Here is a 12,372-nt window from a genome sequence, read left to right as displayed (position 1 = left end):
AATGGCTACCAAGATCCGCCTGGCTCGCGCCGGCTCCAAGAAGCGTCCTTACTATCACATCGTCGTCGCCGACGTTCGCGCTCCGCGTGACGGTCGCGTTATCGAACGTATCGGTTCGTACAACCCGATGCTCGAAAAGGGCGACGAAAAGCGCGTCGTGCTCGATATCGAACGTGCCACCCATTGGGTCCAGAGCGGCGCGCAGCCGACCGATCGTGTTGAGCGTTTCCTTGACGCTGCAGGCCTTTTGAAGCGCACTGCCCGCAACAACCCCAACAAGGCAAAGCCGGGCGCCAAGGCGCTTGAACGCCTCGAGGAAAAGAAGGCCGCTGAAGAAGCCGCCAAGGAAGCTGCCGCAGCACCGGCCGAGGAAGCTCCTGCCGAAGAGGCTCCCGCCGCTGAAGAAGCGACCGCCGAGTAACTATCGGGCAACCGAATCGCATTAGATTCGTTTTTTCGCGCGCTCCCACTTGACGGAGTCAAGCGAATAATCGATATAAAATACTATCCGCTACGCCCGTAGGCGGGCACTATGCAAAGGCTCCAGACATTGTCTGGGGCCTTTTCACTTGGGGGGATTATGCGCAAAGCTGTGATTTTAATCGATGGCGGGCACCTGCGGGTTTTAGCAAGGCGGGATGGCCATGCCTACGATCCAGATTTTATTGAACGCTTCGCCCGAGAGTGCGTGTCAGAGGATGAAAGTTTAATGCGGGTCCTCTATTACGACTGCGCACCATACTCTGGCACAGTAAAATTGCCGGTATCGGGAGAGGAGCGCTTGTTCGAGAGCAATGATGGGTGGTTGAGAGATTTAGCTTCGCGGGACCTATTTGCGGTCAGGCGCGGCGTATTGAAATTTCGCGGTTTTGTTCCGCGCAGAATTCCAATTGCTTCGAGCCGACTTGCAGATGAAGACTTTAAACCTTCATTTGAACAGAAAGGTGTCGACATGCGAATTGGTCTCGATATTGCGACGTTTTCTGAGAAAGCGCTAGTAGACAGGATCATATTGGTAAGCGGCGATACCGACTGTGTGCCGGCGATGAAACATGCTCGTATATCTGGATTGCAGTTGGTTTTGGTAGAGTTGCCCAATCATCGTTTGGCATCCGAATTAGTTTGGCATTCCGACATTCGAAGAGCTGTTAAGTGGCCAAATTGAATAAAGGCATTCTCATGGGCCGCATCGGCGCGGCCCATGGGATCAAGGGGGAGGTGCGCATCACAGCGTTTACCGAAGACCCCCTCGCCATCGCCGATTACGATCCGCTCGAAACCGACCGTCAGGGCCTATCGATCTCGATCGCAAAGGCGCGGCTGGCCAAGAACGTCGTCATCGCGACGCTCAAGGGCGTCTCTGACCGCAACGACGCCGAAAAGCTCAACGGCGTTTCCCTCTATGTCAGCCGCGATCGGCTCGATGAGCCCGACGATGATGAATTTTACCATGCCGATCTGATCGGGCTGGAAGTACGGCTGGCCGATGGTGCCGTCCTTGGCACCATTTCGGCCGTCGAAAATTTCGGCTCCGACGATCTGTTGGACGTCAAGCTCTCCGAAACCCGCAAATCGGTCTATCTGCCGTTCACCCGGGCCGTGGTTCCCGAGCTTTTCATCGCCGATGGCTATGTTGTCGCCACGCCGCCCGAAGGGTGGCTCGAGGATACGCCGCGCGATCCCGAAGATGTCGAGCCGGACGAAAACCGATGAGCTTTCGCGCTTCGGTCATAACGCTCTTTCCCGATCTCTTTCCCGGCCCGCTCGGCGCTTCGGTTATCGGACGCGGCATGGAAAAGGGAGCATGGTCGCTCGAAACGCATTTCCTGCGCGACTATGCCGGCGACAAACATCGCACGGTCGATGATACGCCATCGGGCGGTGGCGCTGGCATGGTCCTGCGTCCCGATATTCTGGCAGCGGCACTCGATGATATTGCGCCAGCCGACGATCCGCGCCCGAAAATTCTGATGAGCCCGCGCGGCGCTCCGCTCACCCAGCAGCGGGTGCGTGAACTGGCCGAGGGTCCCGGCGCGGTGATCGTCTGCGGGCGTTTCGAAGGCATCGACCAGCGGGTCATCGACGCCCGCGATCTCGAGGAGATCTCAATCGGCGATTATGTGCTGGCCGGCGGCGAAGTGGCCGCCATGGTGCTGCTCGAAGCCGTGGTTCGACTCCTGCCGGGGGTTTTAGGCGCGGCCGAAAGTCATGCCGAAGAGAGTTTTGAGAACGGACTTCTCGAATATCCTCAATATACGCGGCCGCAGGTGTTCGAAGGTCATGAGATTCCTCAAATCCTGACTTCAGGCGATCATGGCCGGATCGAAAAATGGCGCCGGGAACAATCGGAAGCCCTGACCCGAGACAGACGCCCCGACCTCTGGGCGCGCCACAGTCAAAAGCCCTAGACTCCGGGGCGCATGGCGTGTATAGCGCGCTCGACTATGGGATGAGCACATCCCGCCGTCCAAACAAGACCGGGCCCAAAAGGCTCCTTTGAAAAGATAGAACGGAAAACGAAATGAACATTATCCAGCAGCTCGAAAAAGAGCAGCTTGAAGCGCTCGTTGCAAAACGCGCCGTCCCCGAATTCTCCCACGGCGATACCGTCAAGGTCTGGGTCAAGATCCGCGAAGGCGAAAAAGAACGCCTTCAGGCCTATGAAGGCGTTGTGATCGCCCGCACCGGCGGTGGGCTGATGGAAAGCTTTACTGTCCGCAAGATCTCGTATGGCGAAGGCGTGGAACGCGTGTTCCCCGTCCATTCCCCGATGATCGACCGCATCGAAATTTTGAAGCGCGGCAAGGTCCGGCGCGCCAAGCTCTATTACCTGCGCGATCGTCGCGGCAAGTCGGCTCGTATCTTTGAATCGACCAATGCCCGCACCAAGAAGATCGAAGCCGATGAGCGTCAGGCCGCCGTCGAGGCCCGCGCCGCGCGCGAAGCCGAAAAGGTCGCTGCCGCCGAGGCTTTGGCCGCTGAGCTGGCCGCGCAGGAAGCAGCCGAAAAGAAAGCTGCACAAGAAGCCGCAGCCGCCGAGGCCGCAGCAGCTGCCGAAGCTCCGGCTGAAGAGAACAAGGGCGAATAAGCCCATCGTCGCGATGATATCGCTAAAGCCCGGTCGTGATGACCGGGCTTTTTTGTTTGCTGCGGGAATAAATCGGCGGGCGGTGGTGTCTAACAGGTGTGAGGGCTGGCGCTGGACGCGTTCGCCCCGTCATGCACCAAGGGAGACATCGCAATGACTTTCCGCTTTTTTGCCCCGCTGGCCACCGGCGCGGCCGCTCTTGTTCTTTCGGCCGGCGCTGCCTTTGCCGACCACGTCCAGACGCTTCAAACCGACATCGGCGAGGTGATCGCCGATGCCGAGGGCATGGTGCTTTACACCTTTGCCAATGACGAGCCTGGCGTCTCCAATTGCTACGACCAATGCGCCGTCAACTGGCCGCCCTTTTTTGCCGAGGAAGGGGCGATGGCCGAGGAGCCCTACTCGATCGTCGAGCGTACCGATGGCACGATGATCTGGGCCAAGGATGGCTTGCCGCTCTATTACTGGATCAACGATACCGGGCCCGGCATGACCTCGGGCGATGGCGTTGGCGGCAATTGGGACGTGGCGCGGCCCTGATGCTAGACTGTCCGGCGCGGCACGTTCATGGCCGCGCCGGGGCCAGCGAATGCGTGAAACGCTTTTGACCCATTTACCGGCGCTGCGGCGCTATGCCCACGGGCTCGCGGGCAATCGGGAAGAGGCTGAAGACCTCCTCCAGGCAACGCTGTTGCGCGCCGTTGAACACAGCGGGCAATGGCGCGGCGAGAATGGCAGGAGCTGGCTCTATGCCATCATGACCAATCTCAACCGCAACCGGCTCAGGACAAGGGCCCGCCAACCGCTGCTACAACCGATCGATAACGATCTGGCTTTGTCCGACAAGGCGCCGACGCCCGATCCTTTGCTGCACAATACCCTGATGCGCGCGCTCGATACGCTCAGTCCCGAGGCGCGGGCGATCCTGCTGCTCGTTGCCATCGAAGGTTGCGCCTACGCCGAAGTCGCCCAGATTCTCGATATGCCGGTGGGAACCGTGATGTCGCGCCTCTCGCGGGCCCGGCGGCAGTTGAGCGAGCTTCTCGCCCGCAAATCCATAACCTCTTTTTCGAACCGATGATGTCTGACGCCCATGACGAGTGAAGCCGGCAATCGAGTATCTGAAGACGACCTGCACGCCTTTGTCGATCGGCAGCTGGACGCGAGACGTGCCGCGCAGGTACGGGCCTATCTGGAAGCCAATGGTGATTTGGCCGAAGAGGTGGAAAACTGGCGCGCCAATGATGCGGAGCTGTCTGACCTCCTCGCGGCTTATGCCTATGGCGAGGCGCTCGAGATTCCCCGGCCCGCCCGCAGACGTTCTGCGGGTCTTGGCGGTTGGCCGGCAATGGCCGCAGCCCTGCTTGTCGCTTTCGGGTTGGGAGGAGGAGCAGGCTATCTGGCTCGCGGTGCGGGGATGGCCATGCCCGCAAACCAGGTGGAGAACGCTGAATCGGCATGGCTGGAAGTGGCGGCGCGCGATGTGTTCCTAACCTATGTGCGCGAAGTGCGTCACCCGGTTGAAGTGGATGCTTCCGAGCGGGATCATCTGGTCAATTGGCTGGGCAACCGTATCGAAAAGCCTTTTACCGCGCCCAGCCTTGCCGATCTGGGGTTCGAGTTGGTCGGCGGACGCCTCCTGCCGATCGGTGGAAAGCCCGGTGCCATGCTGATGTATGAAAACGCCCAGGGCGACCGTGCCACCATCCTGATGGCCAGGAACACAGGCGCGCGCGACACCGCATTCCAGTTTTCGGCGGATTCGGGGGTCAATACGTTCCGTTGGATCAATGGCCCCCTGGCCTACGCGATTTCGGGCTTTCTCGACCGCGGCTCGCTCGAAGACATTTCGCGCGAGGTTTACGCGCATTTCGAAACCATCTAAAGCGTGTCCAGCAAAAGCATGTCCTCGACCCGACCGGGGATGGAAACGGTTTTGCGGTTCGGACACGCGAGGAAACAAAGGTTCAGAGCCGAGGAGTGAACCTCAACCCGCGGCTGGCGTTGGACTGATATGAGTGATTTCGACGCCGGCATGCGCTTTTCGGGTACCACGATACACGCGAGGCTGGGCGATGCCTTCTTCGATCCGGTCAAGCCGGCCGATTTTCCCGAGACGGTGCTGCGCTACCGCAACCAGCACTGGGCAAACCGCATGGGGCTGGCCGGGCTCACCGATGCGCGGTGGATTGACCATTTCGGCCGTTTCGCACCACTCCCGGGGAGTTTCGAGAACCCGCTCGCTCTTCGCTATCACGGACATCAGTTCCAGAGCTACAATCCCGATATCGGTGATGGGCGAGGGTTCCTGTTCGCCCAGGGCTATGATCTTGCCGATGGAACATTGCGTGATTTCGGCACCAAGGGGTCGGGAACGACGCCATGGTCGCGGGGAGGCGATGGAAGGCTGACGCTCAAGGGTGGTGTGAGGGAGGTGCTGGCCACCACCATGCTCGAAGCGCTCGGTGTCGAAACTTCAAAGAGCTTTTCCCTGATTGAAACCGGAGAAGCCCTTTATCGCGGCGATGAGCCGTCTCCGACCCGCTCTTCGGTCCTTGTGCGGCTTTCGCACTCTCATATCCGTGTCGGCAGTTTCCAGCGCCTCGACTACCTCCAGGATTATGTCGGGATGACCGAACTGGTCGAGCACTCAATTGCCCACTACTATCCGGAGCTTTCCGGCATTCCGGCCGACATGCGGGTTCCGGCCTTCATGGGGGCGGTGGCCGAAAATGTCGCTCGGGTCACGGCGCAGTGGATTGGGGCGGGTTTTGTTCACGGGGTGCTCAACACCGACAACACCAACATCACCGGCGAGAGTTTCGATTACGGTCCATGGCGTTTCCTGCCCGCCTATGACCCTTCTTTCACGGCGGCCTATTTCGATGAAACGGGGCTTTACGCCTTTGGACGGCAGCCCGATGCGATGGCCTGGAACCTCACCCGGCTGGCCGAATGCCTCGTTCCGATTTCGAGCGTTGAAAAGCTCGAGCCCGAACTCAACCGCTTCTGGCCCCAATTTCAGTCCCAGCTCGCCGGGGTGATTGTGGGTCGATTGGGCGTCGTCCCACGCGGGCCGACGGCCGATGGCGAACTGCTGTCGGCGTTTTTTGCGTTCATGGCAGCGGAACGCCCCGCTTACGAGCAGGTGTTTTTCGACTGGCGCGGTGGCCTTGCTTCGGAACGCCGCGCGCTGGCGGGCCCGCAGGGCGCGCTCTATGGAGGGGAGGCCTTTCTGAGGGTTCGCGACCTCTTGGCGCGCTATGAGAGCGCGCCCGATGCCAATCTTTCCCATCCCTATTTCAAGCGTTCCGGGCCGCGAACCATGCTGATCGAGGAGGTCGAGGCCATCTGGGCGCCGATTGCCGAGGCTGACGACTGGACGGCATTCGCCGCGGCAATCGAGGAGATCGAGGATATGGGCCGGGCCCACGGGGTTGAAACTTTCACCATCAATTGACTGGCGGGGGCCGATGTGAGCGGGTACAAAACACGCCCATGAACGCCCTTTCGCTCCGTTTCCGTCTTGCCCTGGCCCTTTGTCTTGCCGCTCTGCCGGCAGGCGCCATCGAGATTCGCAGTGGCGCCGATACTGTCGTCGAACTTTTTACCAGTCAGGGCTGCTCACGGTGTCCCGATGCGGACCGGCTTCTGGCCCGGCTCGGGGAGCGCGAGGATATTATCGCTCTTGCCTATCATATCGACTATTGGGACTATATCGGCTGGGAAGATACGTTCGCACTACCGGCCAATACCGCGTTGCAGAAGGGTTATGCCCAAAGCTGGGGCAAGAACCGGATTTACACCCCGCAAATGGTCATTAACGGCCAGAGCGCTGTGGTGGGATCGGACGCGATCGAAGCGGAACGGGCCATTGAGCAGGCGATATCGCTGCTGCCGGTCTCCCTGCGCGCCAACGGACCGGATTCGGTGATTTTCAGCGCCCCGCCCGACGAATCCTTGGCGTCGGCCATCGTCTGGGTGGTGCCGTATCGGGCACGGGCCGAGGTGACGATAGAGCGCGGTGAAAACTCGGGACAGGTCTTGTCCTACACCCATATCGTCACGTCCCGCCAGGCCATCGGAATGTGGAGCCCGCAAGAGGGCGCAGAGATCACCATTCCGCTCGAAGAGGTTCTGGGCCCCAATTCGGACGGCGCCGCCGTCATCGTTCAGGAAAAGGACGATGCCCTGCCCGGGCGTATCCTGGGCGCTTCGGTGTTTATCCGCTGAGGCTGATGCCAAAGAAAACTCCCCGCGTCACTTGATGACCGGGGAGCCAGGGGATTGATTTGGAGGACGCAAAACCTCCCCAATTTGCCAAGAAGGGCGCCGGCCAACTGGATCCATGGTTTGGGGGCTCGGTGGATCCAGAGGCCGGCTACTGGAGGCAATGATTTCACGATAGGCGCGCAAAATGGCGCAAGAAGGGTCCGATTGTGGCTCAAATCCGGTCAATTGGAGGAAAGTTTGCGCCGAGTGTTCTTCCAGTTGGCTCTTGCCAGCGCGCACGAACGCGGCAATCATCGTTAAGTGATTGTCACACTCGCATGGAGGTAGCCCGGTTTGAGCGAGCGCTTCGACAGCAGGAAGGGCGATGTTTTTCCCTTTTCACCCTCCCGCTCCACAAGCCGGCCCGTTCCTGTAGTCAGTTTCGACCGCAAGGAACTTGCACTGATCCTCAATGTCTATGGACGCAAGGTCGCGGCGGGCGAGTGGCGCGACTACGCGCTGGATTTCGGGCGCGAACGGGCCATGTTCTCGATCTATCAGCGCACCTCCGAGCGACCGCTTTTCGTCGTCGAGAAAAATCCCAGGCTTGCCCGCCGTCAGGGACAGTACATGGTGGTGGGCAGCGACGGGCGGGTGCTCAAGCGCGGTCACGAGCTTGCAAGCGTCCTGCGCGTACTCGATCCGCAACTCCACGTGGTGCGCTAAGCTCGACAAAACAAAGACTTAGAGCGTGTCCAGATAAGGTGGATACCACTTTATCGGTTCGGACACGCGACAAAACAAAGGTTTAGAGACAAGGATTTGATTCAATCAAATCCTGAACGGCTCTAGAGCCAATTTAAGCGATTCAAAGAAGCGCTGAAATTCTCTAGAGCATGTCTGAGCTTGATTGAATCGATTGTGGATTCCCAAATCGGCTTGGATGTGATTCATCATTGATGCTGGATTGGAGGCCAGCATCCATGATCAAGCCCTATTCCGATGATTTGCGCGAACGTGTTGTTGCTGCAGTTGGCACCGGGGAAAGTTGCCGGTCTGTCGCCGCCCGTTTTGGCGTTGCGGTTTCTTCGGTTGTGAAGTGGTCGCAACGCTCGAGGTCCACGGGGTCGGTCACACCAGATCGAATGGGTGGCCGGCGTCCTGTCATTCTCAATGCGCACAGGCAATTTGTTCTTGAACAGTTTCAGCAGACTCCGCACCTGACCGTGCGGGGTCTGCAAGCGCTTTTGGCCGCACAAGGCGTACAGGTATCCCATGATAGCATATGGCGCTTTATCCGGCGCGAGGGTCTGAGCTTTAAAAAAAAGCCTGTTCGCGCTTGAGCAGGCTCGGGCTGCGGTCGCCCGTCAGCGGCAGCGCTGGAAGTCCTGGCAGGCTTGGCTCGATCCATCGCGGTTGGTGTTCATCGATGAGACGTGGATCAAGACCAATATGGCGCCCCTGCGTGGATGGGGTCCAAAAGGGCGGCGGCTCAAGGGCTATGCGCCGCACGGCCATTGGCGCACCATGACCTTCCTGGCCGGATTGCGCATGGACGGCCTGACGGCGCCCTGCGTGTTCGATGGCCCAATCAACGGGCTCTCGTTCCGCGCCTATGTCGAGCAGGTCCTGATCCCCACGCTCAAGCCGGGTGACATCGTCATTCTCGACAATCTGGGCAGCCACAAAAGCAAGGCCGTGCGGGACGCCATTCGCGCCGCGGGCGCGCGCCTATGGTTCCTGCCGCCCTACTCACCGGACCTCAACCCCATCGAGCAGGTCTTCACCAAGATCAAGCATTGGATGCGTATAGCGCAACAACGCACGATCGAAGAAACATGGCGCCTGATCGGACACCTCGTCTCAACCATCAAACCCCAGCAATGCAGAAACTACTTCAAGAACGCAGGATATGCTTCAATAAAAACCTGACATGCTCTAGCGCCCACACCCCATCGGGAAAACAAAAAAGGCCGCGGAGATCGATCCGCGGCCTTTTTCATTGATTGGTTCCGGCTTGCGGGCCTGACCCGCAGAAACCGTCCTATTCGCGATTGCCGAAAAGGCGCAGCAGCATCAGGAACAGGTTGATGAAGTCGAGATACAGGGTCAGCGCGCCCATGATAGCGAGCTTGCCCAGGCCTTCTTGGCCGATATTTTCGGCGTAGGCTTCCTTGATCTTCTGGGTGTCGTAGGCGGTCAGGCCAACAAAGATCACCACGCCGATCGCCGAAATGGCGAATTCAAGCGCCGAGCTCTGCAGGAAGATGTTGACCACCATGGCGATGATGATGCCGATCAGACCCATAAACAGGAACGAGCCCATGCCGGTCAGGTCGCGCTTTGTCGTGTAGCCGTAAAGGCTCATCGAGCCGAACATTGCGGCGGTGATGAAAAACACCTTGGCGATCGAGGCGTCGGTATAGACCATGAAGATCGATGACAGGGACAGGCCCATCAGCGCGGCAAAGCCCCAGAAGGTCGCTTGCGCGGCGCCGAAAGAGAGCTTGTTGATGCCGAACGAGAGCACCAGCACAAAGGCCAGCGGCGACAGCGCCACAACCCACATCAGCGGGCTTGTATAAAGCAGCACGCCCCATTGGGTCAGATAGGTGCCGTTGGCAAGCTGGGCGGCGGCGGCGGTAGCGTCCGTGGTGACGGCCATCTGATTGCCCAGGAAGGCGATCAGGCCGGTGACCACCAGGCCGATGCCCATGTAGTTGTAGACTCGCAGCATATGGCTGCGCAGACCTTCGTCGATGGCGGCGGCCGTGCCTACGCGCCCGGCGACGGTCTGACGGTCGTATTGTGCCATTTTCGGTTCCATCCTCAGTTAAAAATTGGCTATCCGGCAACCGGAGCGGCCCCATGCCGTTCCCGGCTCTGCCAGTTGCCGATTAATATGGAGAGGGGGCTTTGAAATTACAAGCGAAACCGGTCGGTCAAAGCGGTCGCTCCTGCGGGCTGACGGGTTTTTGATCGCCGACATGCATGGATGTGATAGGGTTTGATTCGGCCGCGCCGGATCGGGCCGGTCGGCCGGGACATGGAGGGTTTGACTCATGCCCAGGCTGTTTACCGGTTTACAGGTCCCCGAGGACATTGCTTTCATCCTCTCTCTCAAGCGAGGCGGGCTGGCGGGCGCCCGCTGGATCGATCCGGAAAACTATCACGTCACCCTGCGCTATATCGGGGACATCGACCATCGAATGGCCGGCGAAGTCTACGACGCGCTTGAGATGCATGCCGATGTCGAGCCCTTCGAGCTCACCATTTCCCATCTGGGCGTTTTCGGCGGCAATAAGCCGCGGGCGCTCTATGCCGCCATCGAACCGTCCGAGCCGCTGGCGCGTCTGCAGGCCAGCCAGGAAAGGCTGCTCCAGCGTGTGGGACTCAGCCCTGACGGTCGCAAATTCGTTCCCCATGTCACGCTGGCCCGCTTGCGCGACACCAGCCCCGGTGATCTGGCGCGCCATATTGCCCAGGCGGGACATTTTGCGCCAATGCGGTTTTCCGTCGACGAGTTCGTTGTGTTCTCGAGCCGGGATTCGGTTGGCGGTGGGCCCTATATCGTCGAGCAGGACTACCCGTTGGCCGCGTGAGCCAGATCCATTCAGCCCGCGTTCAGCCGCGCAGCACCATAAAGCTACACGCAGACGTGAGGATGATTGGGCCAAATTCCGGCCAAATTCATCCCTAGTTTGTGTCCCGGTCGGGAAAAGCCGCGCGTATTTGCTCCTTGGTAACCATAATGGGTGCAAAAAGAGCGGCAGTCATGTGCATGTATGAGAGAATTAAGGGGAAGGGTTTGGCGATGAATTCATCGTTTCGCAGCCACATCCGCCGCACGGCAGCCGCGTTGGTATCCGGTGCTGTCGTGCTTTGTGCGAGCCCGGCGGCTTTTGCCGCCACGAATCTGGGGACCTTCGACTTCTGGACGGCCTGGACCGATACCGATGGCGGGGGAAAGATCTGTTACGTTTCTTCGACGCCGCAGACCACCGAACCCACCAATGTCAATCGCGGGGCGATCCACTTCATCGTCACCATGCGGCCCACCAACCGCAATGAGGTGGCAACGATCGTGGGTTATCCGATCAATGAGACCAACGCCAACGCGTCGGTTTCGGTCGATGGACGGTCCTATCCCATGGTGACCCAGGGCGAATCGGGCTGGCTGGCCTCGATCGAGGATGAGCCGGGATTTGTCGGCGCCATGCGGGCGGGGTCGAACATGGTGGTTCGCGCCACCTCGCAGCGCGGCACCAATACCGTCGATACCTATTCGCTGCGCGGGGTCACCGCCGCCCTGAACGAGGCGGCCGGAGAGTGCCCGCAATAGCGTGGCCGCTTGCGCAAAAACCACCAATTTGGCAAAGGTCGGGCCCGCCCGGCCTTTTGCATTTGAACCAGCCCAGACCGTTTAGGACCTTTACCTATGGCATTTCGTTTCGCCAACCTTGCAACCCTTGCCGCCATCGTTTCGGGGGCATTGCTGTCTCCGGCGCTGGGCCAGTCGGTGCGCATTCTGGGCGAACACAATGCCTGGTCGGCTTATGCGACGACCGAAAGTGCGGGCCAGATCTGTTTTGTTCTGTCGCGGCCGACAGCGACCGAACCGATCCCGGCCGGATTTACGGAAGCCTATTTCTACATCACCCATCGCCCGGCTCAGGCCATCCGCTCGGAAATCAACCTGGTTGCCGGATATCAATTTGCGCCCGGAAGCACGGCGACGCTGACCGTGGGCAGCCAGAGTTTCGAGCTTTTTACCCAAGGGGATGCTGCCTGGATGGCCGACCCTGCCCAGTCGGGAAATGCCGTGCAGGCCATTCGGGCGGGTTCTACCATGTCGGTCACCGGGACAAGTGCCGACGGCCAGAGCGTGCGGCAGAGTTTTTCCCTTTCCGGAGCCACCGCCGCGGGGCGCTCAATGGATGGGGCCTGCTAGCCCGGGCTTTGCGCCCAATGTCCGATTGTGCTAGAGGCTGGGCAACGGAGACGCGCTGCCCGCGACTTGAAACCGGCCAGCCCAAATCCATATACCCCGAAACCCTCACAGTCCTTCTGGA

16 protein-coding genes are annotated in these 12,372 nt (G+C 59.8%); 15 read left to right on the top strand and 1 reads right to left on the bottom strand.

Going from position 1 to position 12,372, the window contains the following annotated elements:
- Nucleotide 1 precedes the first annotated feature (1 nt).
- From rpsP to ACP148_RS17325, 12 genes are all read left to right on the top strand, one after another.
- Complete coding sequence (gene rpsP, locus ACP148_RS17380; protein WP_421952785.1) at nucleotides 2-421, top strand: 30S ribosomal protein S16; 420 nt, start codon at nucleotides 2-4, stop codon at nucleotides 419-421.
- Between the two features lie 159 nt (nucleotides 422-580).
- Nucleotides 581-1,165, top strand: a complete 585-nt coding sequence (locus ACP148_RS17375; RefSeq protein WP_421952786.1) for an NYN domain-containing protein — start codon at nucleotides 581-583, stop codon at nucleotides 1,163-1,165.
- Entirely contained in the window at nucleotides 1,153-1,713 is a 561-nt protein-coding gene (gene rimM, locus ACP148_RS17370) for a ribosome maturation factor RimM (protein ID WP_421952787.1), read from the top strand. The genes ACP148_RS17375 and rimM overlap by 13 nt, the downstream gene beginning before the upstream one ends.
- A complete protein-coding gene (trmD, locus tag ACP148_RS17365) occupies nucleotides 1,710-2,408 on the top strand; it encodes a tRNA (guanosine(37)-N1)-methyltransferase TrmD (protein ID WP_421952788.1) in 699 nt (232 codons plus the stop codon). The genes rimM and trmD overlap by 4 nt, the downstream gene beginning before the upstream one ends.
- Before the next feature lie 113 nt (nucleotides 2,409-2,521).
- Complete coding sequence (gene rplS, locus ACP148_RS17360; RefSeq protein ID WP_421952789.1) at nucleotides 2,522-3,088, top strand: 50S ribosomal protein L19; 567 nt, start codon at nucleotides 2,522-2,524, stop codon at nucleotides 3,086-3,088.
- A gap of 153 nt (nucleotides 3,089-3,241) precedes the next feature.
- Nucleotides 3,242-3,628: a hypothetical protein gene (locus ACP148_RS17355; RefSeq protein WP_421952790.1), complete on the top strand. Its 387-nt coding sequence runs from the start codon at nucleotides 3,242-3,244 to the stop codon at nucleotides 3,626-3,628.
- A gap of 49 nt (nucleotides 3,629-3,677) precedes the next feature.
- A complete protein-coding gene (locus ACP148_RS17350) occupies nucleotides 3,678-4,169 on the top strand; it encodes an RNA polymerase sigma factor (protein ID WP_421952791.1) in 492 nt (163 codons plus the stop codon).
- 12 nt (nucleotides 4,170-4,181) lie between these two features.
- Nucleotides 4,182-4,973 (top strand): anti-sigma factor family protein, encoded by a 792-nt coding sequence (locus tag ACP148_RS17345; RefSeq protein ID WP_421952792.1) that lies wholly within the window; start codon nucleotides 4,182-4,184, stop codon nucleotides 4,971-4,973.
- 129 nt (nucleotides 4,974-5,102) lie between these two features.
- The gene (locus ACP148_RS17340; RefSeq protein WP_421952793.1) at nucleotides 5,103-6,548 is read left to right on the top strand and encodes a protein adenylyltransferase SelO family protein; all 1,446 of its coding nucleotides are present in this window, start codon (nucleotides 5,103-5,105) and stop codon (nucleotides 6,546-6,548) included.
- 38 nt (nucleotides 6,549-6,586) lie between these two features.
- The gene (locus ACP148_RS17335; protein WP_421952794.1) at nucleotides 6,587-7,321 is read left to right on the top strand and encodes a DUF1223 domain-containing protein; all 735 of its coding nucleotides are present in this window, start codon (nucleotides 6,587-6,589) and stop codon (nucleotides 7,319-7,321) included.
- Nucleotides 7,322-7,654: 333 nt separating this feature from the next.
- Nucleotides 7,655-8,026 carry a DUF2794 domain-containing protein gene (locus tag ACP148_RS17330; RefSeq protein ID WP_421952795.1) on the top strand — a complete coding sequence of 124 codons (372 nt, stop codon included), beginning with the start codon at nucleotides 7,655-7,657 and terminating at the stop codon, nucleotides 8,024-8,026.
- A 257-nt stretch (nucleotides 8,027-8,283) separates the two neighbouring features.
- A protein-coding gene (locus ACP148_RS17325; RefSeq protein ID WP_421952796.1) for an IS630 family transposase occupies nucleotides 8,284-9,232 on the top strand; the annotation gives its coding sequence in 2 pieces (ribosomal slippage) (nucleotides 8,284-8,619 and nucleotides 8,621-9,232; 948 coding nt in all).
- Between the two features lie 112 nt (nucleotides 9,233-9,344).
- Here the strand turns inward: ACP148_RS17325 and ACP148_RS17320 are convergent.
- The gene (locus tag ACP148_RS17320) at nucleotides 9,345-10,115 is read right to left on the bottom strand and encodes a Bax inhibitor-1/YccA family protein (protein WP_421952797.1); all 771 of its coding nucleotides are present in this window, start codon (nucleotides 10,113-10,115) and stop codon (nucleotides 9,345-9,347) included.
- A 247-nt stretch (nucleotides 10,116-10,362) separates the two neighbouring features.
- On the opposite strand from ACP148_RS17320, the gene thpR reads away from it, so the two are divergent.
- From thpR to ACP148_RS17305, 3 genes are all read left to right on the top strand, one after another.
- The gene (thpR, locus tag ACP148_RS17315) at nucleotides 10,363-10,902 is read left to right on the top strand and encodes an RNA 2',3'-cyclic phosphodiesterase (RefSeq protein ID WP_421952798.1); all 540 of its coding nucleotides are present in this window, start codon (nucleotides 10,363-10,365) and stop codon (nucleotides 10,900-10,902) included.
- Between the two features lie 212 nt (nucleotides 10,903-11,114).
- A complete protein-coding gene (locus ACP148_RS17310; protein ID WP_421952799.1) occupies nucleotides 11,115-11,642 on the top strand; it encodes an invasion associated locus B family protein in 528 nt (175 codons plus the stop codon).
- Between the two features lie 96 nt (nucleotides 11,643-11,738).
- On the top strand, nucleotides 11,739-12,251 hold the full coding sequence (locus ACP148_RS17305) for an invasion associated locus B family protein (RefSeq protein ID WP_421952800.1): 513 nt from the start codon (nucleotides 11,739-11,741) through the stop codon (nucleotides 12,249-12,251).
- Nucleotides 12,252-12,372 lie beyond the last annotated feature (121 nt).

Origin of the sequence: Pelagibacterium sp. (assembly GCF_965249125.1) — a bacterium.
Taxonomy (GTDB): domain Bacteria; phylum Pseudomonadota; class Alphaproteobacteria; order Rhizobiales; family Devosiaceae; genus Pelagibacterium.
This window is presented reverse-complemented; position numbering and strand designations above follow the sequence as displayed.

Bases quoted from the DNA above. Each gene is read 5' to 3' on its own strand.
- rpsP (WP_421952785.1), top strand. From the start codon at position 2: ATGGCTACCAAGATCCGCCTGGCTCGCGCCGGCTCCAAGAAGCGTCCT.
- ACP148_RS17375 (WP_421952786.1), top strand. From the start codon at position 581: ATGCGCAAAGCTGTGATTTTAATCGATGGCGGGCACCTGCGGGTTTTA.
- trmD (WP_421952788.1), top strand. From the start codon at position 1,710: ATGAGCTTTCGCGCTTCGGTCATAACGCTCTTTCCCGATCTCTTTCCC.
- rplS (WP_421952789.1), top strand. From the start codon at position 2,522: ATGAACATTATCCAGCAGCTCGAAAAAGAGCAGCTTGAAGCGCTCGTT.
- ACP148_RS17355 (WP_421952790.1), top strand. From the start codon at position 3,242: ATGACTTTCCGCTTTTTTGCCCCGCTGGCCACCGGCGCGGCCGCTCTT.
- ACP148_RS17350 (WP_421952791.1), top strand. From the start codon at position 3,678: ATGCGTGAAACGCTTTTGACCCATTTACCGGCGCTGCGGCGCTATGCC.
- ACP148_RS17345 (WP_421952792.1), top strand. From the start codon at position 4,182: ATGACGAGTGAAGCCGGCAATCGAGTATCTGAAGACGACCTGCACGCC.
- ACP148_RS17340 (WP_421952793.1), top strand. From the start codon at position 5,103: ATGAGTGATTTCGACGCCGGCATGCGCTTTTCGGGTACCACGATACAC.
- ACP148_RS17335 (WP_421952794.1), top strand. From the start codon at position 6,587: ATGAACGCCCTTTCGCTCCGTTTCCGTCTTGCCCTGGCCCTTTGTCTT.
- ACP148_RS17320 (WP_421952797.1), bottom strand. From the start codon at position 10,115: ATGGCACAATACGACCGTCAGACCGTCGCCGGGCGCGTAGGCACGGCC.
- thpR (WP_421952798.1), top strand. From the start codon at position 10,363: ATGCCCAGGCTGTTTACCGGTTTACAGGTCCCCGAGGACATTGCTTTC.
- ACP148_RS17310 (WP_421952799.1), top strand. From the start codon at position 11,115: ATGAATTCATCGTTTCGCAGCCACATCCGCCGCACGGCAGCCGCGTTG.
- ACP148_RS17305 (WP_421952800.1), top strand. From the start codon at position 11,739: ATGGCATTTCGTTTCGCCAACCTTGCAACCCTTGCCGCCATCGTTTCG.